Annotated in this window: 21 protein-coding genes; 18 read left to right on the top strand and 3 right to left on the bottom strand. The window is 65.6% G+C overall.

The window, feature by feature from the left end; genetic code table 11:
* Positions 1-6: 6 nt before the first annotated feature.
* Positions 7-1,272 (bottom strand): patatin-like phospholipase family protein, encoded by a 1,266-nt coding sequence (locus ACT89O_RS06325; protein WP_228898576.1) that lies wholly within the window; start codon positions 1,270-1,272, stop codon positions 7-9.
* Positions 1,273-1,439: 167 nt separating this feature from the next.
* On the opposite strand from ACT89O_RS06325, the gene pyrF reads away from it, so the two are divergent.
* Positions 1,440-2,165, top strand: coding sequence for an orotidine-5'-phosphate decarboxylase (pyrF, locus tag ACT89O_RS06330; RefSeq protein ID WP_487262119.1), 726 nt, complete (start codon positions 1,440-1,442; stop codon positions 2,163-2,165).
* An 88-nt stretch (positions 2,166-2,253) separates the two neighbouring features.
* On the opposite strand, the gene ACT89O_RS06335 is transcribed toward pyrF, so the two are convergent.
* On the bottom strand, positions 2,254-2,823 hold the full coding sequence (locus ACT89O_RS06335; protein WP_055402904.1) for a restriction endonuclease: 570 nt from the start codon (positions 2,821-2,823) through the stop codon (positions 2,254-2,256).
* A 142-nt stretch (positions 2,824-2,965) separates the two neighbouring features.
* Here ACT89O_RS06335 and apbC point away from each other — a divergent pair, with 142 nt between their 5' ends.
* On the top strand, positions 2,966-4,057 hold the full coding sequence (gene apbC, locus ACT89O_RS06340) for an iron-sulfur cluster carrier protein ApbC (RefSeq protein WP_487262120.1): 1,092 nt from the start codon (positions 2,966-2,968) through the stop codon (positions 4,055-4,057).
* A gap of 25 nt (positions 4,058-4,082) precedes the next feature.
* On the top strand, positions 4,083-5,045 hold the full coding sequence (locus ACT89O_RS06345) for a LysR family transcriptional regulator (RefSeq protein WP_487262121.1): 963 nt from the start codon (positions 4,083-4,085) through the stop codon (positions 5,043-5,045).
* A gap of 18 nt (positions 5,046-5,063) precedes the next feature.
* Here ACT89O_RS06345 and ACT89O_RS06350 read toward each other — a convergent pair whose 3' ends face one another.
* Entirely contained in the window at positions 5,064-5,480 is a 417-nt protein-coding gene (locus ACT89O_RS06350; RefSeq protein WP_487262122.1) for a DUF4345 domain-containing protein, read from the bottom strand.
* Between the two features lie 68 nt (positions 5,481-5,548).
* Here ACT89O_RS06350 and ACT89O_RS06355 point away from each other — a divergent pair, with 68 nt between their 5' ends.
* The 15 genes from ACT89O_RS06355 (at position 5,549) to ACT89O_RS06425 (ending at position 23,909) form a co-directional block, all read left to right on the top strand.
* On the top strand, positions 5,549-6,169 hold the full coding sequence (locus ACT89O_RS06355; RefSeq protein ID WP_228898571.1) for a TetR/AcrR family transcriptional regulator: 621 nt from the start codon (positions 5,549-5,551) through the stop codon (positions 6,167-6,169).
* 178 nt (positions 6,170-6,347) lie between these two features.
* Positions 6,348-8,255 (top strand): NADH-ubiquinone oxidoreductase-F iron-sulfur binding region domain-containing protein, encoded by a 1,908-nt coding sequence (locus tag ACT89O_RS06360; RefSeq protein ID WP_487262123.1) that lies wholly within the window; start codon positions 6,348-6,350, stop codon positions 8,253-8,255.
* On the top strand, positions 8,252-11,152 hold the full coding sequence (gene fdhF / locus ACT89O_RS06365) for a formate dehydrogenase subunit alpha (protein ID WP_487262124.1): 2,901 nt from the start codon (positions 8,252-8,254) through the stop codon (positions 11,150-11,152). The genes ACT89O_RS06360 and fdhF overlap by 4 nt, the downstream gene beginning before the upstream one ends.
* A 66-nt stretch (positions 11,153-11,218) precedes the next feature.
* Positions 11,219-11,770 (top strand): DUF3305 domain-containing protein, encoded by a 552-nt coding sequence (locus tag ACT89O_RS06370; RefSeq protein WP_487262125.1) that lies wholly within the window; start codon positions 11,219-11,221, stop codon positions 11,768-11,770.
* Positions 11,763-12,524, top strand: coding sequence for a DUF3306 domain-containing protein (locus ACT89O_RS06375; RefSeq protein ID WP_487255691.1), 762 nt, complete (start codon positions 11,763-11,765; stop codon positions 12,522-12,524). Before ACT89O_RS06370 ends, ACT89O_RS06375 begins: the two co-directional genes overlap by 8 nt.
* Entirely contained in the window at positions 12,484-14,565 is a 2,082-nt protein-coding gene (locus tag ACT89O_RS06380) for a 4Fe-4S binding protein (protein ID WP_487262821.1), read from the top strand. Before ACT89O_RS06375 ends, ACT89O_RS06380 begins: the two co-directional genes overlap by 41 nt.
* A complete protein-coding gene (locus tag ACT89O_RS06385; RefSeq protein ID WP_487262126.1) occupies positions 14,562-15,197 on the top strand; it encodes a TorD/DmsD family molecular chaperone in 636 nt (211 codons plus the stop codon). Before ACT89O_RS06380 ends, ACT89O_RS06385 begins: the two co-directional genes overlap by 4 nt.
* A gap of 147 nt (positions 15,198-15,344) precedes the next feature.
* The gene (locus ACT89O_RS06390) at positions 15,345-15,554 is read left to right on the top strand and encodes a formate dehydrogenase (protein ID WP_055402831.1); all 210 of its coding nucleotides are present in this window, start codon (positions 15,345-15,347) and stop codon (positions 15,552-15,554) included.
* A gap of 13 nt (positions 15,555-15,567) precedes the next feature.
* Positions 15,568-18,528 carry a formate dehydrogenase subunit alpha gene (locus ACT89O_RS06395; protein ID WP_121421028.1) on the top strand — a complete coding sequence of 987 codons (2,961 nt, stop codon included), beginning with the start codon at positions 15,568-15,570 and terminating at the stop codon, positions 18,526-18,528.
* A 23-nt stretch (positions 18,529-18,551) separates the two neighbouring features.
* Positions 18,552-19,169, top strand: coding sequence for a formate dehydrogenase FDH3 subunit beta (fdh3B, locus tag ACT89O_RS06400; protein ID WP_108616030.1), 618 nt, complete (start codon positions 18,552-18,554; stop codon positions 19,167-19,169).
* Positions 19,169-19,411 carry a hypothetical protein gene (locus ACT89O_RS06405; RefSeq protein ID WP_055402825.1) on the top strand — a complete coding sequence of 81 codons (243 nt, stop codon included), beginning with the start codon at positions 19,169-19,171 and terminating at the stop codon, positions 19,409-19,411. The genes fdh3B and ACT89O_RS06405 overlap by 1 nt, the downstream gene beginning before the upstream one ends.
* Positions 19,412-19,419: 8 nt before the next feature.
* Entirely contained in the window at positions 19,420-20,637 is a 1,218-nt protein-coding gene (locus tag ACT89O_RS06410; protein ID WP_436131597.1) for a formate dehydrogenase subunit gamma, read from the top strand.
* A gap of 11 nt (positions 20,638-20,648) precedes the next feature.
* Positions 20,649-21,035, top strand: coding sequence for a hypothetical protein (locus ACT89O_RS06415; protein ID WP_121422843.1), 387 nt, complete (start codon positions 20,649-20,651; stop codon positions 21,033-21,035).
* Positions 21,036-21,178: 143 nt separating this feature from the next.
* Positions 21,179-22,168 (top strand): formate dehydrogenase accessory sulfurtransferase FdhD, encoded by a 990-nt coding sequence (locus tag ACT89O_RS06420; protein ID WP_487262127.1) that lies wholly within the window; start codon positions 21,179-21,181, stop codon positions 22,166-22,168.
* Between the two features lie 109 nt (positions 22,169-22,277).
* Positions 22,278-23,909: a C13 family peptidase gene (locus ACT89O_RS06425; protein WP_487262128.1), complete on the top strand. Its 1,632-nt coding sequence runs from the start codon at positions 22,278-22,280 to the stop codon at positions 23,907-23,909.
* Positions 23,910-23,920 lie beyond the last annotated feature (11 nt).

Here is a 23,920-nt window from a genome sequence, read left to right on the forward strand (position 1 = left end):
GGCGTTTCAGGCGGTTTCCCCATGGTGCCGGGTCTTCACCTCGGCGCCGGTGTCCGTCCAGCCAAAGAACCTGCACACCTCGGCCCGCATGGCCAGGGTGTCGGCCCGGCCCAGGGCCATCAGCTCCTGGGTGTAGCCGGATTCGAAGAGCAGGTAGCTGGCCAGCGCCGCGCCGCGCACATCGGCCATGTTGGACGTGACGCCCAGGGCGCCCAGCATGGTGCGCACGGGCGTGGGCAGGTCGCCCACATGGCGCGCGGCCACGGCATCCAGGCGCTGCGAGGGGGCAATCACCAGCAGCTCGATGGGGCGCAGTGCGCTGTGCAGGCGCTTTTCTTCGGGGATGAGGGACAGGGTCTGGTTGATGCGCTGCACGCGCTCCACATCCACGGCCAGCGCATCCAGAAAGATGTTGGACAGCGCATGACCCGCAATCTGCGCCAGCGTGGGGTAGGTGGCCGTGGGGTTGGCGGCGGCATCGCCCTTGGGCTCGTGCATGCGGCCAGCGCCGATCACCAGGATGCGCTCGGCCCCCAGGTGAATGGCCGGAGCAATGGGCGCCGACTGGCGCATGGAGCCGTCGCCGAAATATTCGATGTGGTCATCCACCTCGATGCCCTTGGCCGGAAAGATGAACGGAATGGCCGAGGACGCCAGCAGATGCTCGTGCGTGATGCGGTCGCTGGCCGCCTTGCGCTGCGAGCGCACCCAGGGCTTGACGGGTGCGGCGGCTTCAAAAAAGGTGACATGCTCGCCCGAGCTGTAGCTCGACGCTGTGACGGCAAGCGCCGTGAGGTGGCCCTTGCGGATCAGCCGGGGCAGGCGCACCAGCGGCACCATCTTGACCAGCAGTTTTTCGAGCGGGGTGTTGTCCAGCAGCGAGCGCGGTCGCATGCGCCGCCAGCGCGCCAGGGCCCAGCCCAGCGACACCAGCGTGAGCCAGCGCGCGCCGCTGCGCATCACGCTGAGCGAGTCGGCGCCATACACCTGGCTGGCGTGGAACTGCCGCCACACGCGCGCAATGCGGCGCACGGCGCGGTCAAAATTGTCGGCCCCGCAGGCCAGCGCCGCCGCGTTGATGGCCCCGGCCGAGGTGCCGGTGATGATGGGGAAGGGGTTGGGTCCGCTCCCCTCGCCACAGGCCTGGCGCAGGTCGGCAATGGCTTCGAGCACGCCCACCTGGTAAGCAGCGCGGGCACCGCCGCCGGTGAGCAGCAAGCCGGTGGCGGGTCGGGCTTCGGCGGGGATATCAGAAGTTACCAAGGGCGGCATGAATGTGTGTGGGGTGGTGTCCCAAGTGTCGGTGGGTGGCTGGGAGCCTTTCATGTGGGAAAACCCGCATGGTTGAGGCGACACTTCGCTTTTAGCTGGGGCGTTTAAGCTTGCCAGGGGAAGTCAATTGTTTGCGCCAGAGGTGGGTTCGTGCTGCTCCCCGGCCTGTGGCATGCTCAAACGCACTTTTTTGGGGAGATGGCTTGAATCCGAGCATCATCGTTTCGCTTGATTTCCCTGCTGCTGCGCCTGCGGTAGATCTGGTCGGGCAGCTGGGCTCTGCTGCGTCTGTCTACAAGGTGGGTTTGCAATTGCTCACGGCGGCTGGACCGTCCTTCGTCCGCGATCTGTTGGATGCTGGCAAGCAGGTCTTTTTGGACCTCAAACTGTTTGAAATCCCGAGCTCGGTGGCTGACGCAGTTGCGGCGGCGGGGCAACTGGGGGCTTCTATGGTGACGGTTCATGCGTCGGCAGGATCTTCTGTGCTGGAGGCTGCAGTGGCGTCGGCAGCACACTTCCCTGAGCTCAAAGTGCTGGCACTCACTGTGATCACCAGCATGGACGACGAGGCGCTGCGCGAAGTGGGCGTGGCATCGACAGTGCCAGAACAGGTGCTGCGTCTTGCGCGTCTTGCACACGCAGCAGGCTGCCACGGTGTGGTCGCGTCGCCGCTAGAAGCCAGGCTTCTGCGCAACGCGCTGCCGCAGGGCGCGCTGATCGTCACGCCTGGTATACAGCCGCTGGAGTTTGCAAAAGGCGACCACGCCCGTTTCACCACCGCCAGCGAGGCCATCAAGGCGGGTGCAACGCACGTCGTGGTGGGGCGGCCGATATCGCGCGCTTTGAACCCTGCCGCTTCTTTTGCTGCCCTGTGCGCAGAACTAGAAGGTTGAAACTTTGGCCCGGGATGGGGCGGATCGCCGTTTTTCTGCAGCGTTACAGCTGTGATTCTGTGGGCCGGAGGCCCCGGCACATCGCTGTCTACGGTTGGCGCAGCAGCAGCTGTGCCACCGCGTCACCCTGCAGCACCACAATGCCGTGCTCCCGGGCAAACGCCTGGGCGTTGTCGCTGACCTGCCCCAGGGCAGCCACATAGACGCCTGCGGGGGCCTCGCTGGCCAGCATGGCCGCGTGCAGCTCGCGCAGGGGCTCTACGCCGTGGGTGGCGGCTTTCCAGCGTTTGGCGCTGACCAGCGTGGTTTTGCCACCTTGGGTCAGTCGCATGTCAGCGCCTGCGTTGTTGCCGTTGATCCGCTCTACAGAGTAGCCCGCCCGTGCCCAGGCCGATGCCAGGGTGTCGGCAAAGCTGCGCCAGGGCATGCTGGCCACGGCCTCCAGCATCTCGGCAACCCGGGCGGGGTTGGGGGCGCGCAGCTGCTTCCACGCGGCGATGCATCCCACTACGAAGATGGGGAAACCGGCCAGCGCACCCACCACGAAATACTCCTTGGGCAGCAGCGCACCTGCCGCCAGAACGATGAGGCCGACCACCACAAAGCTGATCCACCAGGGCGAGCGCAGCAGCATGGCAAACAGGGATTTCTCGGCCATCTTGAATTTCACGGGGGTCCTTTTCGTTCGGTTTCTCAGGGTGCCGGCTGCTGTGGAGCCAGGGGCAAAGCGTGCGCATTGTCCTTCACGCGCCGGGGGAACAGCGCTTGGATAGACTACCGGCCCCACAGGAGTTAATTGAATGGCAGTCACCGAACAGGGCCTTTTGGCCGCACTTTCCAGCGTGCTGGACCCCCACACGGGCAAGGATTTCGTCAGCACCCGCGCCCTGCGCAATGTGCAGATCAGCGGCGGCGACGTGGCCTTCGATGTGGAGCTGGGTTACCCCGCCAAGAGCCTGGTGCCCGAACTGCGCCGCAGTCTGGTGGCCGCCGCCAAGGGCGTGGCGGGCGTGGACAACGTGTCGGTCAACATCACCACCAAGGTCATCGCCCATGCCGTGCAGCGCGGCGTGCAGCTCTTGCCCCAGGTCAAGAACATCATCGCCGTGGCCTCGGGCAAGGGCGGCGTGGGCAAAAGCACAACGGCCGCCAACCTGGCCCTGGCGCTGGCAGCCGAGGGCGCCAGCGTGGGCGTGCTCGACGCCGACATCTACGGCCCCAGCCAGCCCATGATGCTGGGTATCAACCGCCGCCCTGAAAGCGACGACGGCAAGACCATGGAGCCGCTGGAAAACTACGGCGTGCAGGTCATGTCCATCGGTTTCCTGGTGGACCAGGACGAAGCCATGATCTGGCGCGGCCCCATGGCCACCCAGGCGCTGGAGCAGCTGCTGCGCCAGACCAACTGGAAAGACCTCGACTACCTCATCATCGACATGCCCCCCGGCACCGGCGACATCCAGCTCACCCTGAGCCAGCGCGTGCCCATGACCGGCGCCGTGATCGTGACCACCCCGCAGGACATCGCCCTGCTGGACGCCAAGAAGGGCATCAAGATGTTCGAAAAGGTGGGCGTGCCCATCCTGGGCATCGTCGAGAACATGGCGGCCCACGTGTGCAGCAACTGCGGCCATGTGGAACACATCTTTGGCGCCGATGGCGGCAAGAAGATGGCAGCCGAGTACAACATGGACTACCTGGGCGCGCTGCCGCTCGATATGAGCATCCGCCTGCAGGCCGACAGCGGCAAGCCCACCGTGGTGGCCGACCCCGACGGGGACGTGGCCAAGATCTACAAGAAGGTGGCGCGCGACGTGGCGGTGAAGATCGCCCAGCAGGCCAAGGACTTCTCCAGCAAGTTCCCCACCATCTCGATCAGCAAGAACACCTGATCTTCCTGAGTCGCCCCACCGTGCCATGAACCTGCTCGCGTCCCTGCGCTACCTGGTGGCGCTGCACGAGCACCGGCACTTTGGCCGGGCGGCGCTGGCCTGCCATATCACGCAGCCGGCGCTCTCCAATGCGCTGCGTGCGCTGGAAAAGGAGTTTGGCGTGGTGGTGGTGCGCCGGGGCCGCAGCTTCGAGGGCTTCACTCCCGAGGGCGAACGCGTGCTGGCCACGGCCCAGCGCATGCTGCACGAGCACCAGGTGCTGCAGCAGGACCTGAGCAGCGACGCGGCCCACCCGCGCGGCACGCTGCGCCTGGGCGCGGTGCCCACGGCCATGCCCATCCTGGCGCGGTTTGCCGCGCAGCTGCAAGCGCGGCACCCGGGCATCGTGCCGGTGGCGCTGTCGATGAGCTCGCAGGCGCTGGAGGCGGGGCTCGAAAATATTGCACTGGACTTGGCCCTGGGCTACACCGAGCGCATGCCTGTACGCGGCGGCACGCTACGGGCTTGGCCGCAGTATGTGGAGCACTACTTTCTGCTGCGCCGTGCGCCCCGGCCGCCCAAAGGCGCAGCGCGCGGGCTGCAGATCGGCCCACCCATGGCCTGGGCCGATGCGGCGGCGCTGCCGCTGTGCCTGCTCACCCCCGAGATGCACAACCGTAGCTTGGTGGATGGTGCCTTCCGCGCTACAGGCGCCACGGTCATGCCCGCCATGGAAACCGATTCGGTACTGACCCTGGCGCTCAGCGTGGTGGCGGGCCATGTGTGCAGCGTCCTGCCCGGTGCGCTGGTGGACGCCGTGCGCGGCCATGATGGACTGGAGGCCCTGCCGTTGACGAGCCCGGTGCTCACCACCCCCATTGGATTCATGTCGCACCGGCAGGTGCAGCCCACCCGGGCGCTGGATGCGGCACTGGCGCTGTCGCAAGATCGTGAGTGGTTGCAGCACGCCGCAGCGCACAGCGGATTGCTGGCGGCGGAGCCGCTGTAGGCTCAGGTTTCTCAGGCCCTACCCACGCGAAATGGGCCGGGCCACCCCAGTGCTGGTAGCCACGCGCCGCTGCCACGCGATGAAGGCCGGCGCACCCACCAGCTCCAGCACCGTGAACCCGATAAATGGCGCGGGCGGCAGGCCCAGAAAGGCCATCGACAGCGCCCGGCCCACGCCGCCCAGAAACACCGCGCCCCACAACACCGCAAACAACCGGCCCTCGCGCTCGATGCGCGGCACCAGCGACCCCATTGCCAGGCCCAGCGCCAGCCACACGCCGCCAAAAAACCGCAGGTTGCCATCGAGCAGCGCATCGCTCGGGAGGCCGCTGGTGCGGTAGATCGGGTCGTAGATGCCCATCATCGTCAGCACGCCAGTGGCAACTGGGATCAGCGCCATCACGGCGGTAGTGGCTTGGAGCAGGCGTCGGGTCATGGGCTATCTTTACGGTGTCAGGATGGGGTATTGTTGGGGTGTATCTTGACTGTGTCAAGATTGCCGCCATGAACTCAGCTGAAATTCCGCGCGCCACTTACCACCATGGCGACTTGCGCACCGCACTGGTGTCTGCCGCCGAGGGGTTGCTGGCGTCCGGGGCCACGCTCAGCCTCCGCGCGGTGGCCAAAGCGGCGGGGGTGTCGCATGCGGCCCCATACCACCATTTCGCCAATCTGGATGCGTTGCTGGCTGCCGTGGCCACGCGCGGTTTTCACGACCTGGCGGCCGACATGGAGGCCGCACACCCCGGTGTGGACACCGCCGCCAGACTGGTGGGGCACTGCACCGCCTACGTGGCCTTTGCGCTCGCGCGTCCCGCCGCGTTCCGGCTGATGTTCAGCCCGCTGCTGCAACACAAGGCCGACCACCCGGCGTTGCAAGCGGCGGCGGACGGGGCTTTTGAGGTGCTGCGCAAAGCCGCCCATGCCCATGTGGCCGAAGGGGCGGACGAGCTGGCACTGGCGGGGTGGAGCCTGGCCCACGGGCTGGCAAGCCTGGCGATCGATGGCGCCCTGTCCACCGCGCCCGTGCCCATGCCTTCGGCGCAAGACCTGGCGGCGCTGCTGGCGAGCCGGTTGCTGGAGAACCTGCCAATGGGCAGAGCAGGCAGTGCAGGTGGCGGATGAGTTGGCCCCACGCTGTACAGCGCAATGCCAAGGTGCGCAGCTCATTTGTTTTTGTGATCGACCCATGTGCATCCGCAATTTGACGCACCGGGGTGCCTCGCCGACACTGCGACCGCCCAGCCGCCTTATGCAGGCGGCTTCATAAGCACCACAACAAGACATCCCACGATTTCGCTCCATGCACCTTGCCCCCGAAGCCCCCACCGCAACCGTCGTGGCCGCCGTGTCGGTCAACGACATGCGCGAGCGCATCCGCCGCAAAAGCCGCCTCAAGGGCCGCCAGCCCGAAGACGCGGCCATGGCCGAGGTGGCGCAACTGCTGGGCCCCCGCCCGGCCAGCGGTTTCCGGCGCGACCTGCTCATCGAATACCTGCACCGCCTGAACGACCACTTTGGTGTGCTGCACGACCGGCACCTGGTGGCTCTCGCCAAGCAGATGAACCTGCCGATGGCCGAGGTGTACGAGGTGGCGAGCTTCTACCACCACTTCGGCATCGTGCGCGGCGAGGATGCCCATGCCCCGCGCCTGGTGCTGCGGGTGTGCGACAGCCTGAGCTGCAGCCTGGCCGGTGCCCGCGAGCTGTTGGCCACGCTGCCCGAGCGGCTGCGCGCGGCCGGGCAGGGCGATGTGCAGGTGCAGGCCGTGCCCTGCGTGGGCCGCTGCGAACAAGCGCCGGTGGCGGTGGTGCACCAGTGCCCCGTGCCGCGCGCCACAGTGGATTCAGTGCTGGAGGTAGTGAAATCCAAGACAAATCGGGCTCTAGCGCTTCATCCACAAGCGCTAGTAGCTATCAATTTTGATATTTCTGAGCTGTCCGAGAAGAGCGTGCCAACGCAGCCGGACGGGATCAGCCCCGCGCACACCGACCTCGTCACCTACCGTGCCCACGGCGGCTACCAGACCGCCGCCGCGCTGGTCAACGGAGAGATGGACGCCGAGGCCGTGCTCGCTGCCATGGAGGACTCGGGTTTGCGCGGCCTGGGCGGCGCGGGCTTCCCGGCGGGGCGCAAGTGGCGCATCGTGCGGGACCAGCCCGCGCCACGCCTGATGGCCGTCAACATCGACGAAGGCGAGCCCGGCACCTTCAAGGACCGCACTTATCTGGAACGCGACCCGCACCGTTTTCTGGAAGGCGTGCTCATCGCCGCCCAGGTGGTGGGTACCGAGGCTATCTATATCTACCTGCGCGACGAATACCACGGCTGCCGCGCACTGCTGCAAACGGCGCTGGACGACCTGCGTGCCGAGCCGCCATGCCCGCTGCCGCACATCGAGCTGCGGCGCGGTGCGGGCGCCTACATCTGCGGCGAAGAGTCGGCCATGATCGAGAGCATCGAAGGCAAACGCGGCGAACCCCGCATGCGCCCGCCCTACATCGCGCAGGTCGGCCTGTTCGGCCGGCCCACGCTGGAGCACAACTTCGAGACGCTGTACTGGGTGCGCGACATCGTGGAACGTGGCCCGCAGTGGTTTGCCAGCTTTGGTCGCCACGGGCGCAAGGGGCTGCGTAGTTTCAGCGTGAGCGGGCGCGTGAAGCACCCCGGTGTCAAGCTCGCGCCCGCGGGCATCACGGTGCAGGAACTCATCGACGAATACTGCGGCGGCATGCTGGACGGCCACCAGCTCTACGCCTACCTGCCGGGCGGCGCGTCGGGCGGTATCCTGCCCGCCAGCCTGAGCCACATACCGCTCGACTTCGACACGCTGCAGCCCTACGGCTGTTTCATCGGTTCGGCCGCCGTCATCGTGCTCAGCCAGCACGACCGGGCGCGCGATGCGGCGCTGAACGTGATGCGGTTTTTTGAACACGAAAGCTGCGGCCAGTGCACGCCCTGCCGCGTGGGCACGGCCAAGGCGGCCGCGCTGATGCAGGCCCGGCAGTGGGACGCCGACCTGCTGGACGACTTGGCGCAGGTGATGGCCGATGCGTCCATCTGCGGCCTGGGCCAGGCGGCGCCCAACCCCATCCGTTGCATCCACAAATACTTTCCGCATGAGGTGGGCGAGGGGCCCTGGCCGGGCGATTTGCCCAAGCCGCGCAACAGCCCGCTCACCGAGCAATTGCCCGGAGGGTTGAAACCATGAGCGCCGTGTTGACATCTACTGCTGCGGCGCAGCCCGCCGTGGCCTTCGAGCTGGACGGCCAGCCCGTGACAGCCCATCCCGGCGAAACCATCCTGAAGGCCGCGCAGCGCCACGGCGTGGAAATTCCGCACCTGTGCTACAGCGACGGCCTGCGTCCCGACGGCAACTGCCGCGCCTGCGTGGTCGAAATCGCGGGCGAACGCACGCTGGCCCCCAGCTGCTGCCGCGCACCGACTGAAGGCATGAAGGTGCAGGCGGCCAGCCCGCGCGCCCGCAAGAGCCAACAGATGGTGGTGGAGATGCTGCTGTCCGACATGCCGGACGTGGGATACCGGTGGAACGACCAAAAGGCAAATACTCCTGAATTGATAGCTGGTGGCGCTTATCTATCAAGCGCTAGTGGACAATTTGACTCAAAAAATCCAGAAACGATAGGCCAGCACGGCGAGCTGAGCGCCTGGGCGGACCGCCTGGGCGTGGCCGTGCGCCCCGCGCTCCAGGCCCTGCGCCGCGAGCAGCCCGCGCCCGACCTGAGCCACCCGGCCATGGCCGTGAATCTGGATGCCTGCATCCAGTGCAACCGCTGCGTGCGCGCCTGCCGCGAAGAGCAGGTCAACGACGTGATCGGCTACGCGCTGCGCGGGGCCGACAGCAAGATCGTCTTCGACCTCGACGACCCCATGGCCGAGAGCACCTGCGTGGCCTGCGGCGAATGTGTGCAGGCCTGCCCCACGGGCGCGCTCAGCCCCAAGACCCACGTCGGCTCGCAAAAGGTGGACCGCAAGGTCGATTCGGTCTGCCCCTTCTGCGGCGTGGGCTGCCTCATCACCTACAACGTGCGCGATGAAAAGATCATCAGCGTCGAGGGCCGCGACGGCCCGGCCAACCACGGCCGCCTGTGCGTGAAAGGGCGCTTCGGTTTCGACTACGCCCACCACCCCGACCGCCTCACGGTGCCGCTGATCCGCAAGCCCGGCGTACCCAAGGAGGTGCGGCCCTACGGCGCTGACTGGCGCGACACCTTCCGCGAAGCGACCTGGGACGAGGCGCTGGACCTGGCTGCTGGCGCGCTCAAAGCCCTGCGCGACACCCACGGCCCCAAGGCGCTGGCGGGCTTTGGCTCCGCCAAGGGCAGCAATGAAGAAGCGTATTTGTTCCAGAAGCTGGTGCGCACCGGCTTCGGCAGCAACAACGTGGACCACTGCACCCGGCTGTGCCATGCGTCCAGCGTGGCCGCGCTGCTCGAAGGCGTGGGCTCGGGTGCGGTGAGCAACCCAGTGAACGATGTGGAGCATGCGGAGCTGATCTTCGTGATCGGATCCAACCCCACGGCCAACCACCCGGTGGCCGCTACCTGGATGAAGAACGCCGCCCAGCGGGGTGCAAAGATCGTGCTGGCAGACCCGCGCGTGACCGACATTGGCCGCCACGCCTGGCGCACGCTGCAGTTCAAGGCCGATACCGATGTGGCCATGCTCAACGCGCTCATCCACACGGTGATCGACGAGGGCTTGGTGGATGAGGCCTTCATCCGGGATCGCGCCAACAACTTCGAGGCGCTCAAGGCCAACGTGATGGGCTGCAGCCCTGAGGCCATGGCGCCCGTGTGCGGCATTCCGGCCGAGACGCTGCGCGAAGTGGCGCGCGCGTTTGCCACGGCCAAGTCCTCGATGATCCTCTGGGGCATGGGCGTGAGCCAGCACGTGCACGGCACCGACAACGCGCGCTGCCTGATTGCGCTGTGCGCCGTCACCGGCCAGATCGGCAAGCCCGGCTCGGGCCTGCACCCGCTGCGCGGCCAGAACAACGTGCAGGGCGCGAGCGACGCGGGCCTGATCCCCATGATGTTCCCGAACTACCAGCGCGTGGACAATGCCGGGGCGCATGCGTGGTTTGAACAGTTCTGGGGCACTCCGCTGGACGAGACCCCCGGCTACACCGTGGTCGAGATCATGCACAAGGCCCTGGCCGACGACAGCGACCCGCACAAGGTGCGCGGCATGTACATCATGGGCGAGAACCCCGCCATGAGCGACCCCGACCTGAACCACGCGCGCCACGCGCTGGCCAGCCTGTCGCACCTGGTGGTGCAAGACATTTTTCTGACCGAAACCGCCTGGCTGGCCGACGTGGTGCTGCCCGCCAGCGCCTGGCCCGAAAAGACCGGCACCGCCAGCAACACCGACCGCATGGTGCAGATGGGCCGCCGCGCGTTGAACCCGCCGGGCGATGCGCAGCCGGACCTGTGGATCATTCAGCAACTTGCTCGACGGATGGGGCTGGATTGGAACTACGAAGGCGAAGAGTCCGGCGTGGCCGCTGTCTACGACGAAATGCGCCAGGCCATGCACGCCAGCATTGAGGGCATCACCTGGAACCGGCTGGAGCGGGACTCCAGCGTGACCTACCCCTGCCTCACGCCCGACGACCCCGGCCAGCCCATCGTGTTCACCGAGAAATTCCCCACCCCCACGGGTCGCCTGCAACTGGTGCCCGCCAGCGTGATCCCGGCCGCCGAAAAGCCCGATGCCGACTACCCCCTGGTGCTCATCACGGGCCGCCAGCTGGAGCACTGGCACACGGGCAGCATGACGCGGCGCAGCACCGTGCTCGACGCCATCGAGCCTATGGCCACCGCATCGCTGCATGGCGACGAACTTGACCGGCTTGGCGTGGCGCCCGGTGCGCTGGTGGGCATCCGCTCGCGGCGCGGCATGGTGCAGGTGCGCGTGCGGCGCGACGACGGCACGCCGCGCGGCACGGTGTTCATGCCTTTTGCGTACGTGGAGGCGGCAGCCAACTTGCTCACCAACGCGGCGCTGGACCCGTTTGGAAAGATCCCGGAGTTCAAGTACTGCGCGGTGGCGGTGGAGGTGCTGGAGGGGGCTGCAAGCTGACCGTGCGCAGAGGGGCTTTACGGACAAAGCTGCTGGTGGCCTTGCGCCGGGGTAAAGTCTCCGCCCATGACTGAGCGCCCCTACACCGACGTTGCCGTGATCATGCGGTGCGAGCACATCGACAACCGCTGGCAGCCCTGGCGGTGGTCGCTGGCCGAGGTGGTGATCAACGAGCCCGCCTTTGGCACCGAGCCGCGCCAGATCCTCCGGGACGAGCGCGAGCAGCGCTGGTTGTTCCCGGGGTTCCGGGCAGAGCTGTTCCGCGACGACGCCGAGGGCTACCACCTCAATCTCACCTCGCCCGCCCCGTGCTGGTTTGTGATGTGGCGCCGCGATGACGACCCCGGCACTGGCGAGATCCCGCTGGCCCGCCCCGTGGCCGTGAGCCTGAGCTACCACGACGCAGGCCGCTGGCTGGACGCGCAGGAAACCGTGGAACAGGTGCCCGCAGTGCCCGAGGTGGTGGAAGCGCTGCACGCCTTTGTGGCCGAGCACTACCAGCCCGAACCCAAACGCCGCAAGCGGCCGGACAGTTTCCGCACGCTGCAAGACCGGTTTGGAAACCCAGCATCCGTGTCCACTGAAAAAACGCGTGGTGGAGGTGGCGGTCATGGCTGACGGGTTCCTGGGCCGCTGGTCGCGCCGCAAGCAGGAGGTGCGCGAAGGCAAGCCGGTGGAGGAACCACCACCACCCGCGCCGTCGTTGCCACCGGCCGCGTCTTCGTCGTCACCGCCTAACCCGTCCTCCGTGGCAGCCGGCGCCCCCCCCACCGCCGCAGAAGGCGCTGCGCCCGCTGCAGAAGCCCCTCCGCCACCCACGCTGGCCGATGCCCAGGCGCTTACGCCCGCGTCCGATTTCAAGGCCTTTGTGGCCCGCGATGTATCGCCCGAGGTGCGCAACCTGGCCATGAAGAAGCTCTTTGCCGACCCGCACTTCAATGTGATGGATGGCCTCGATATCTACATCGGCGACTACACCCAGCCCGACCCGCTGCCCGAAGGCATGCTGCGCAAAATGGCCAGCGCCCATGCGATGGGCTTTTTTGATCACGAAAAAAAGGCTGATGCAGCGCCTGATGTTCCAGTCAATGGCGCCGCCGTAGAAGCCAGTGCAGACGCAGAGGCAATAGCCCCTGCCCTTGCTCAGCCTCGGGATGATGCGGAGGGGCACGCCCCCGCAGACGTGGCACAGTCCGGGGTATGCAACGCTATTCCTAGCGCCCCCTCCAGCGAGCTTGAGATGGCCGCCCGCCCCCATAAGGATGCGGTGGCCCTGCCAGCCAGCCACATAGAACATGACCACGACGCTCATCTGCGACTGCAACCAGACGATGCCCCTCAACGCGAAGGCGTTGGGCGCGGCGCTGCATGAAGACCTGACACTCCACTCCACCCTGTGCCGCCGCGAGGCGGGGGCCTTTCAAAAGGCCATCCAGTCGGGTGACGATGTGGTGGTGGCTTGCACCCAGGAGCAGCGCTTGTTTGGCGATCTGGGCCAGCAGACCGAAGGCGCGGTGTCGCCCATCCGGTTTGTGAACATCCGCGAAACCGGTGGCTGGAGCCGCGATGCCGCCAAGGCCAGCCCCAAGATCGCCGCGCTGCTGGCCGCCGCCCGCCTGCCTGATCCACCGCCCGTGCCCACGGTCACTTACAAGAGCACGGGCCGCTTGCTCATCATCGGCCCCCTCGACCAGGCCGAACAGGCTGCCGCCCTGGTGTCGGATGTGCTGGATGCGACCCTGTTCACCCAAGGCCCCGGCAATGCGGGTGGTGCGCAGGCGCGGCGTTTTCCCGTGCTGGGTGGGCGCATTACGGGCCTTACCGGCTGGCTGGGTGCGTTTGAGCTGCAGTGGAAGGCCGACAACCCCATTGACCTGGACCTGTGTACACGCTGCAACGCCTGTGTGGCGGCCTGCCCCGAGAACGCCATCGGCCTCGATTACCAGATCGACATGGCGGCCTGCAGCTCGCACCGCGACTGTGTGAAGGTGTGCCAGGTGGCGGGTGCCATCGACTTCACCCGTGACGCCACGGCGCAGACCGAGCGTTTTGACCTGGTGCTCGACCTGCGTTCGCCCACCGCCACGCCCACCTTCTTGCAGCACGCGCTGCCGCAGGGTTACCTGCGCTGGGACGGGCGTAGTGATGGGGTCAATATGGCCACGCTGCTGAAGCTGCGCGAGCTGGTGGGCGAGTTCGAAAAGCCCAAGTTTTTTGTCTACAAACAAAAGCTTTGCGCCCACAGCCGCAACGAAACCGTGGGCTGCAATGCCTGCGTGGACATCTGCTCGGCCGAAGCCATTGCCAGCGACAAAAGCCGTCAGCAAATCAAGGTGAACCCCAACCTGTGTGTCGGCTGCGGCGCCTGCACCACCGTGTGCCCCACGGGCGCGCTGACCTATGCCTACCCCAGTGCGACCGAGCAGGGCACCAAGCTCAAAACCCTTTTGTCCACCTACGCCGCTGCAGGTGGCAAGGATGCTGTGCTGCTGCTGCACAGCCAGGAGCGCGGACAGGCGCTGGTGGAAGAGCTGGGTCGTGCCGCCCAGTTGAAACTGGCGCAGGGCGTGCCTGCCAACGTGATCCCGGTGGCGCTGTGGCACACCGCCAGCACCGGGGTGGACCTGTGGCTCAGCGCCATTGCCTACGGCGCCTCGCAGGTAGTGTTGCTGACGACACAGGAGGAAGCACCGCAGTACCTCGACGGCCTGCAGGCGCAGATGGATGTGGCGCAAGCCATCTTGCGGGGCCTGGGCTACACGGGCACCCATGTGCAGCTGCTGCGCGCCACCCATCCCACCGAGCTGGACGCCGCCTTGCAGGCCCTGGGCCAGACGCGCCAGAAGACCCCGGCCGTGGCCGCTCGCTTTGCCGTGGCGCAGGAAAAGCGCAGCACGCTGGAGATGGCGCTGGACCATCTCATCGAGCAGGCCCCGATGGCCGTGGCCGAGCGGCCCGCAGCCATCGCTTTGCCCGCAGTGGGTTCGCCCCTGGGCACGATTGAAGTCAACAAGGACCGCTGCACCCTGTGCCTGAGCTGCGTGAGCGCCTGCCCCGCCAGTGCGCTGCAGGACAACCCGCAGCTGCCACAGCTGCGCTTTATCGAAAAGAATTGCGTGCAGTGTGGCCTGTGTGCCACCACCTGCCCGGAAGACGCCATCACCCTGCAGCCGCGCCTGCTGCTGGCGCCGGAGCGTGCGCAACTGCGCGTGCTCAACGAGGCCAAACCTTGGGCCTGTGTGCGCTGCAGCAAGCCCTTTGGCACCGTCAAGGCCATCGAGGCCATGCTGGGCAAACTGTCAGGCCACGCGATGTTCCAGGGCGACGCGCTGGAGCGCCTGAAGATGTGCAGCGACTGCCGCGTGATTGACCTGTATTCCTCTCAAAGCGAAACGAAAGTGACGGACCTGTGAGCGCCCAACCTGCTTCTTTGACCCCCCCTGGCGGCAGCTCTGCGCTGGATGAAGAAACGGCACGCGCCGAACTCTATGGTCTGCTGTCGCAGCTGTACTACGCCGCGCCCAGCGCCGAGTTGTTGCCTGCCTTGCGGGTAGCCGTGACCGAGGCGCCCGCCGACGGCGCCTTTTTGCAAGAGCCTTGGCAGGTGCTGGTGGGCGCGGCCCGCGAACTGAGCGATGCTGCCATCGCGCAGGAGTTCGACCGTCTCTTTGGCGGTGTGGGCAAGCCCGAGGTGTTTTTGTATGGCTCGCATTACCTGAGCGGTTTTCTGAACGAAAAGCCACTGGCCCGTTTGCGCACCGACCTGGATCGGCTGGGGCTGGCACGCGACGATTCCATGTCCGAAACCGAAGACCACATCGCGTACCTGTGCGAGGTGATGCGCTACCTGATCGCGGGGGATGACGTAGCTGTCTGCAACCTGACGACACAGCGCGACTTTTTCGCAACGCATCTGCAGCCCTGGGTTTTGCAGTTGTGTGATGCCCTGGCTGCCCAACCTCAGGCGCGCTTCTATGCAGCGCTGGCCCAGTTCACACGGGCCTTCGTGTCGGTGGAGGCCCAAGGCTTCGACATGCTCGACTAACCTCTGGGAGGCTCGAAAAGCCTGCTCAGGTTGCTACAAAAGATGAGTGTCTTAGTGGGAGGTGTAAAGCTCGATTGCAGGCTTTTACACACTGACATAGACTGTATGAATTCCGTTTCATAGCTGCCAGCCATTCTGGAGACAAGCATGCAGAACCGCCAGCCCAATTCCTCACGCCGGAGCTTCTTCTCCGGCGCCGCCACCGTAGGGGCTGCAGCCGCAGCCGTCGTGGCACTCCCCCATGTAGTTCCCTCAGATGCCGTCGTGTCTGAACCCGCTCGGGTGGCGCCAGAAAAAGGCGGTGGCTATCACCTGTCTGCGCACGTGAAGCAGTACTACAAGACCACCCAACTCTGAAGCGGGGCGTGCCATGTTGCTAACCAAGAAGTCCTCCCACGCTGCGCAGGTCGCATCGTCTCCTTTTGTGCACAGCTTGCGCCGTGGCCTGTCGCAGGCGCTGCCCACGATGGACCGCCGCTCGTTCCTGCGCCGCTCCGGCCTGGGGGTGGGCGTGGGTATTGCGGCGTCGCAGCTCACGCTGGTCAAAAAATCCAATGCTGCCGAGGGTGCCAAGGTGGGCATCGGCGACAGCAAGATCGAAGTACGCCGCACCATCTGCACCCACTGCTCGGTGGGTTGTGCGGTGGATGCGGTCGTCGAAAACGGCGTGTGGGTGCGGCAAGAGCCTGTGTTCGATTCGCCCATCAACCTGGGCGCCCACTGCGCCAAGGGTGCGGCACTGCGTGAACACGGCCACGGGGAGTACCGCCTGCGCTACCCCATGAAGCTCGTCAACGGCAAATACGAGCGCATCAGCTGGGACACGGCCCTGAACGAAATCACGGCCAAGATGAAAGAGCTGCGTGCCGCCAGCGGCCCGGATAGCGTGTACTTCGTCGGCTCGTCCAAGCACAACAACGAGCAGGCCTATCTGCTGCGCAAGTTTGTGAGCTTCTGGGGCACCAACAACTGCGACCACCAGGCGCGCATCTGCCACTCGACCACCGTGGCGGGCGTGGCCAACACATGGGGCTATGGCGCCATGACCAACTCGTACAACGACATGCAAAACAGCAAGGTCGCTCTGTACATCGGCTCCAACGCGGCCGAGGCCCACCCGGTGAGCATGCTGCACATGCTGCACGCCAAGGAAACCGGCTGCAAGATGATCGTGGTGGACCCACGCTTCACCCGCACCGCAGCCAAGGCCGACGAGTACGTACGCATCCGCTCGGGCACCGACATCCCGTTCCTCTTCGGCCTGCTGTACCACATCTTCAAGAACGGCTGGGAAGACAAGAAGTACATCAACGACCGTGTCTATGGCATGGAGAAGGTGCGCGAGGATGTGCTGGCCAAGTGGACTCCCGACAAGGTGGAAGAGGCCTGCGGCGTCAAGGAAGACCAGATGTTCAAGGTCGCCAAGATGCTGCACGACAACAACCCTGGCACCATCGTGTGGTGCATGGGCCAGACCCAGCACACCATCGGCAACGCCATGGTGCGTGCCTCGTGCATTTTGCAACTGGCACTGGGCAATGTGGGCAAAACAGGCGGCGGCACCAACATCTTCCGCGGCCACGACAACGTGCAAGGTGCCACCGATGTCGGTCCCAACCCCGATTCGCTGCCCGGCTACTACGGCCTGGCCGAAGGCTCGTGGAAGCACTTCGCCGCAGTCTGGGGGGTGGACTTCGAGTGGATCAAAAAGCAGTACGCATCGCCCGCGATGATGACCAAGAGCGGCATCACCGTATCGCGCTGGATCGATGGTGTGCTGGAGAAGAATGAGCTGATCGACCAGGACTCCAACCTGCGCGGCGTGTTCTTCTGGGGCCACGCGCCCAATTCGCAGACCCGTGGCCTTGAAATGAAGCGGGCCATGGACAAGCTGGATCTGCTCGTGGTGGTGGACCCGTACCCCTCGGCCACCGCCGCCATGGCCGCCATGCCCGGCAAGGCCGAAGACCTGAACCCCAACCGTGCGGTGTACCTGTTGCCAGCCGCCACGCAGTTTGAAACCAGTGGATCGTGCACGGCCTCCAACCGCTCCATCCAGTGGCGCGAGAAGGTGATCGAGCCGCTGTGGGAGAGCCGTTCGGACCACATGATCATGCACCAGTTCGCTGAGAAGCTGGGCTTTGCCGCCGAGCTGTCCAAGAACTACAAGATGCAAAAGGTCAAGGGCATGGACGAGCCCGTGATCGAAGACATCCTGCGCGAAATCAACAAGTCGGTCTGGACCATTGGCTACACGGGCCAGAGCCCCGAGCGCCTGAAGGCCCACATGCGGAACATGCATCTGTTCGATGTGAAAACCCTGAAATCGAAGGGTGGCAAGGACAAGGAAACCGGCTACGACTTTGGGGGTGACTACTTTGGCTTGCCATGGCCCTGCTACGGCACGCCGGAGCTCAAGCACCCTGGCTCGCCCAACCTGTACGACACCTCCAAACACGTGATGGAAGGCGGTGGCAACTTCCGCGCCAACTTCGGCGTCGAGAAGGATGGCGTCAATCTGCTGGCCGAGGACGGCTCGCATTCGGTGGGCAGCGAGATCACCACGGGCTACCCCGAGTTCGACCATGTGCTGCTGAAAAAGCTGGGCTGGTGGGACGACCTGAGTGACGCCGAGAAGGCCAAGGCCGAAGGCAAGAACTGGAAGACCGACCCTACTGGCGCGATCATTCGCGTGGCCATGAAGCATGGCTGCCATCCGTTTGGCAACGCCAAGGCCCGCGCTGTGGTGTGGAACTTCCCCGATGCCATTCCGCAGCACCGCGAACCGCTGTATGGCACCCGGCCCGACCTCATGGCCAAGTACCCCACCCACGACGACAAGAAGGCCTTCTGGCGCCTGCCCACGCTGTACAAGAGCGTCCAGGAGAAAAACGTGGCGGACAAGGTGCACGAGAAGTTCCCGCTCATCCTCAGCTCTGGCCGTCTGGTCGAGTACGAAGGCGGTGGCGAGGAAACCCGCTCCAACCCCTGGCTGGCCGAGCTGCAGCAGGAGTCGTTTGTCGAGATCAACCCCAAGACTGCCGCAGACCGGGGCATCCGCAACGGCGAGCGTGTGTGGCTCAGCTCTCCCACTGGCGCACGGATCAACGTGCAGGCCCTGGTCACCGAGCGCGTGGCGCCCGATACGGTGTGGATGCCGTTCCACTTCTCGGGCCGCTGGCAGGGCGCGGACATGCTGGCTTATTACCCCAAGGGCGCGGCGCCTGTGGTGCGCGGTGAAGCCGTGAACACCGCAACGACGTATGGCTACGACAGCGTGACCATGATGCAAGAAACCAAGACCACGATCTGCAACGTGGAACGCGCCTGATCGCGCCACGCAAGGAGACACACATGGCACGAATGAAATTCATCTGTGACGCAGAGCGCTGCATCGAATGCAACGGCTGCGTGACCGCCTGCAAAAACGAACACGAGGTGCCCTGGGGCGTGAACCGCCGCCGCGTGGTCACGCTCAATGACGGTGTACCGGGTGAAAAATCCATCTCGGTCGCGTGCATGCACTGCAGCGATGCACCCTGCATGGCTGTTTGCCCCGTCAATTGCTTTTATCGCACCGAAGAAGGTGTGGTGCTGCACGACAAGGATGTGTGCATTGGTTGCGGCTATTGCAGCTACGCCTGCCCCTTTGGCGCGCCGCAGTTCCCTTCGTCCGGTACCTTCGGCGTGCGTGGCAAGATGGACAAGTGCACCTTCTGCGCCGGTGGCCCCGAGGCCCACGGCAGCCAGGCCGAGTTTGAAAAATACGGCCGCAACCGCCTGGCCGAGGGCAAGCTGCCCGCCTGTGCAGAAATGTGCTCCACCAAGGCCCTGCTGGCCGGTGATGGCGATGTGGTGGCAGATATTTTCCGCAACCGTGTGGTACAGCGTGGCAAGGGCGCCGAAGTGTGGGGCTGGGGCACGGCCTATGGGTCACAACAGGCAGGCCAGCCTGCAGGAGGCAAGTCATGATGATGAAGCGTCTTGTTCATTCGGCCCTGGCCGCCGCTGTGGCGCTGGTGGCGCTGACCGCCTGTGGCGAGAAGCCGCAGACCGGCGCGGGCATCCGTAGCGATGCAGCTCCCTATGCAGGTACGGGCAGCAATTTCATGCAGCCCGGCTGGAAGGCCGGAGACAAAGCCGGTTGGGAAGCGCAGTTGAAGGCGCGTCAGCTGTACGGCCAGAACGAATACACCCGCACCCAGTCCAAGTGAGGCCCGCCATGAAACACATCATGTGGTCCCTGGCTTTGGCGGCGGGATGTGCCTGGGGGCCAGCTGGTGCCCAGGCTCCGGCAGCGCCAGATGCCGCCGCGCCTGCGGTCACGGCACCGGCTGCTCCCGCAGCGACCGGCGGCATTCAAAGCCAAAACATTTTCGAGGTCAAGCCAGACGCCAGCGCAGACCCCAAATACGCCGAGCAGACCAATGGCGAACGCGCCAAGGTGCAGCCCGGCAACAACGCGCCCATGTGGCGCCAGGTGGGGCAGGGCGTGACGGGCTATAGCAGCCTGCCGAAAAGCCAGGCGCCCGAGGCGGGCAACCTGATCCAGCCGTTCGTGCAGTACCCAGGCTCGCGTTTCACCAACGCAGGCGAGGCATGGCGCCAGGTACGCAACCACTGGATCATTCCTTACGGTGCGGCCTTGTTTGCCATCGTGTTGCTGGCGTTGGGCATCTTCTACTTTGTCAAAGGTCCGCTGGGGCATGAGCACCCTGACGGCACCGGCGCCCGCCGCATCGAACGCTTCACACCTTTCGAGCGTGCTGCGCACTGGTCCAATGCCTTTGCGTTCATCGCGTTGGCCATCTCTGGCATCGTCATGGCGTTTGGCAAGTTCTTCCTGCTGCCCATCATGGGGGCCACGCTGTTTGGCTGGCTTACGTATGCGCTCAAGAACGTACACAACTTCATGGGACCGCTGTTTGCTGTCTCATTGCTGGTGATCATCCTTACCTTCGTCAAGGACAACATCGCCAACCGGGCCGACTTTGTGTGGCTGTCCAAGGGCGGCGGCATGCTGGGGGGTGATCACCAGGTTCCTTCCCACCGCTTCAACGCCGGCGAGAAGGGCCTGTTCTGGTGGGGTATCACCATCCCCGGCATCTTTGTGGTGGCCACCGGCTTGGTGCTCGACAAGCTCATTCCTGGCTTTGGTGACGTGCGCGGCGACATGCAGATCGCCCACATGATCCACGCCACCCTGGCGATCTGGATGATGGCGCTGATCTGCGGCCACATCTATATGGGCACGGTGGGCATGCGCGGCGCCTACAAGGCCATGAGGACGGGGTACGTGAGCGAGGGGTGGGCCAAGGAGCACCACGAGCTTTGGTACGACGACGTGCAAGCGGGCAAGATTCCCCGCCAGCGCAGCGCCAATCCATCCGCAGCCGATGCTGCAGCTACACCATCTGCGGGCCAGCCCGCGCAGGTATGAGGTTTCGCACCATGATGCAATTTTCTCGATCTTCCCTGCTGGCGTTGTGCGCGGCCAGCGTCTGTACCCTGGCATCGGCCAAGCTGCCTGCGCCTTCACCGGAGGCTGCCGCCAAAGCTGCAGAGGCGGCGGCCAAAGCCGCCTGGGCCGGCAAGGTGGACAACTACAAGTTGTGCCTGTCACAAGACCGTGTGGCGGCCCACTACCGCAAAACCACGCCAACAGCCAAGCCTGCAACGGCAGCAGGCGCTGCGTGCACCGACCCCGGCCCCTTCGCCTACACACCGCCCGCTGCCAAGCCCATTGAAGCGGCGGGTGCCCATTCGCCACCGGGCACGGCCAGCAGTCCACCCAGCACGCTGGCACCTGCCGCAGCTGCGTCAGCGCCCAAGTCCTGACGCCAGCCACTGTCCCGCCGTCAAAAAGAGCCGCGCCCACTTGGTGGAGCGCGGCTTTTTTGTGGTGGTCGCAGTACGTGCTTTTCCCCGATTCAGATGCCCCATGCCCCTCCTTGGGGAGAGGTACTGCGTATATTCGCCCTATGTCTCTTTCATCACCTTCCGCCTCCCCGGCTGCGCCCGTGCTGCCGCGCCTGACGCAGGCGCATGCGCCCCTTACCCACAGCGTGGAGGTCGTGAACGAACTGGGCGAGCGCGAGCAGGTGCAGATCCCCGCCGAGCGGCCGCTCACCATCTATGTCGACAAGCGTGAACTCGTCACCCTCATGACCCTGGGCGCGCAGCCGGAACTGCTGGTGCTGGGCTATCTGCGCAACCAGCGGCTGGTGGAGTCCGTGTTCGACATCGAATCCATCACCGTCGATTGGGAGGTGCACGCCGCCGCCGTGCGCACGCGCCACGGCATCGCCCGCATTGAAGAGCGCACCGCGAGCATGGTGGTCACCACCGGCTGCGGCCAAGGCAGTGTGTTTGGCGGGCTCATGGACGAGGTGGACCGCATCACCTTGCCTGAGGCACGCCTGACGCAAGGCGAGCTGTACGGCATCGTCAATGCCATCCGCCTCAAGGAAACCACCTACAAGTCCGCGGGCTCCGTGCACGGTTGCGCCTTGTTCCGGGGGGAGGCGCTGCTCACCTTCGTGGAAGACGTGGGGCGCCACAACGCCATCGACACCATTGCAGGGTGGATGTGGATGAATACAGATGGCAAGGGTCCGGAAAGTGGCGTTTCCTCCACGCTATCCGGCGGCACGCCTGCAGAAAATGCTGCTTCGGAGAGCCTGCACGCGCCCATGTCCGGTGCAGACAAGGTGTTCTACACCACGGGCCGACTCACCAGCGAAATGGTCATCAAATCTGCGCAGATGGGTGTCCCCATCGTGGTGTCCCGCAGCGGCATGACCCAGATGGGGCACGCCGTAGCGCAGCAACTGGGCCTGTGCGCCATCGGGCGCGCCACCAATCGCCGGTTTGTCTGCTACAGCGGTACAGATCGGCTGGTGCTGCAGCCGGAGCTGGCGCAGGTACCCGTCGTACCGGTGGCCAGAGGCGGAGCTGGAACGGCCTCCTGAGGAGGCGGGGCTGTGTGAAGGGGGCGTTACGCGATTTCGGGAAACATCGCAGTCCGAACTGCCGGCTGGTGATTGAAAGAAACCGCTCCCGCAATGGCATGATCGCCCCATGAAAGACCTGAACGCCAAGAGCGCCTGGGCCGATACCCTGCCCAGCCAGTGGGGGCCTGAGTCCGCCAAGATCGAAATTCCCTTGGGGGAGCAGCCGCCCGCGCCATCTGCCGGCGCCGCATCCACCATGGCCCCGGCTCCCGCCAAGTTGTCCCTGTGGGACTGGATGCGTGAAGGCCTGCGGGCCGCGTTGTTCCTGTCGCCGCGCACTGCTGCTGCAGCGCCTTCACCCTGGCAGGTGCTGGTGCTGTCGCTGCTGGGTGGCGCGTTGCTGGTGGGGGCTGCGCGGTTTCAGGTGGCGGGGCCTGTGCAGTTCAATCTGCGGGGCTGGCTGGCGCCGATGTGGAGCAGCCTGGTGCTGATGTGGCTGGCCTGGTGGGCCATGGCCCCGGCACAGCGTGCGGCGGCACAAGAGCCCTCGGAGGGTGTTTCGGGGCCTTCGGGCGGGCTGGCGGCCTGGTATGTGTTGTCCGCGTGGGCTCCGCTGGCGCCTTTGTTGCTGCTGTATGCCTTGATGGGGGCCGTGGCGCACAAGCCAGACCTGTGGGGCGGGGCGGTGGCTGGCAATATTTTCTGGGTGGCCTATGGCGTGCTCACGCTGTGGGTGCTGGCCACGCTGGTGGTGGTGAGTGCACGCTTCATCCGCTCGCGGCTGCGCACGGCCATCTTTTCGGTGGCGATGGCAGCCGTGATCGGGGTGGGCATGTGGCAGTTCCAGGACCAGCCCTGGGAGCTGGACGCCTTGGCCGCTGCATCTGCCCAGTCGGGCGAGGAGGGACAGGCACAACCGGAGCCCGCGCACCTTGTGCTCTCGCAAGCAGTCTTTGAAAACCAGCAGGTGCTCTGGGATCGGCTAGTGCAGGCCCTGCCTGCTGGCCGCGATGGCGTGGTGGATGTCTATGGGCTCGTGTTCGCCCCCTACGCCAGCGAAAACGTGTTCCGGCGTGAAAGCACCATGGTCAGCACGCTGCTGCAAGAGCGCTTTGACGCCCAGGGCCGTGTGGTTCACCTGCTCAACCACGCAGAAACCGCAGACACCCATGCCTGGGCCACGCCGCAGAACCTGCAGCGTGCCATCGCTGCGCTGGCCCAGCGCATGGACCGTGACAGCGATGTGCTGGTGATCTACATGACCTCGCACGGTGCGCGCAACCATGAGTTGGCGGCCTCGCACTGGCCGCTGGAGGTGCCCCCCGTCACGCCCGAAATGCTTCGCGCCATGCTGGACGAGGCGGGCATCCGCCACCGCGTGATTGCCGTGTCGGCCTGTTTCTCGGGCGGCTGGATCGAGCCCCTGGCCACCGACAGCAGCCTCATCATGACCGCCGCCGATGCCACGCACACGTCATATGGCTGCGGCACGCGCTCCGAGCTGACCTTCTTTGGCCGGGCGGTGTTCCACGAACAGCTGCGCCAGACGCATTCGTTCACCGAAGCCTTTGCCAAGGCCATCCCCGTGATTGCGCAGCGCGAGGTGGAGGCGGGCAAGCAAGACGGCTTCTCCAACCCGCAAATCCATGTGGGCGCGCAGATTGTGCCGGTGCTGCGTGCGCTGGAGCATCGCCTGCAAACGGCAGAGGCAGACGGCAGCGCAGAGGCCCAGGTGGCCGCAGCGGGCGCAAAGCCCTGAGCTTCGCCAGA

Source organism: Acidovorax sp. NN32 (genome assembly GCF_057597245.1).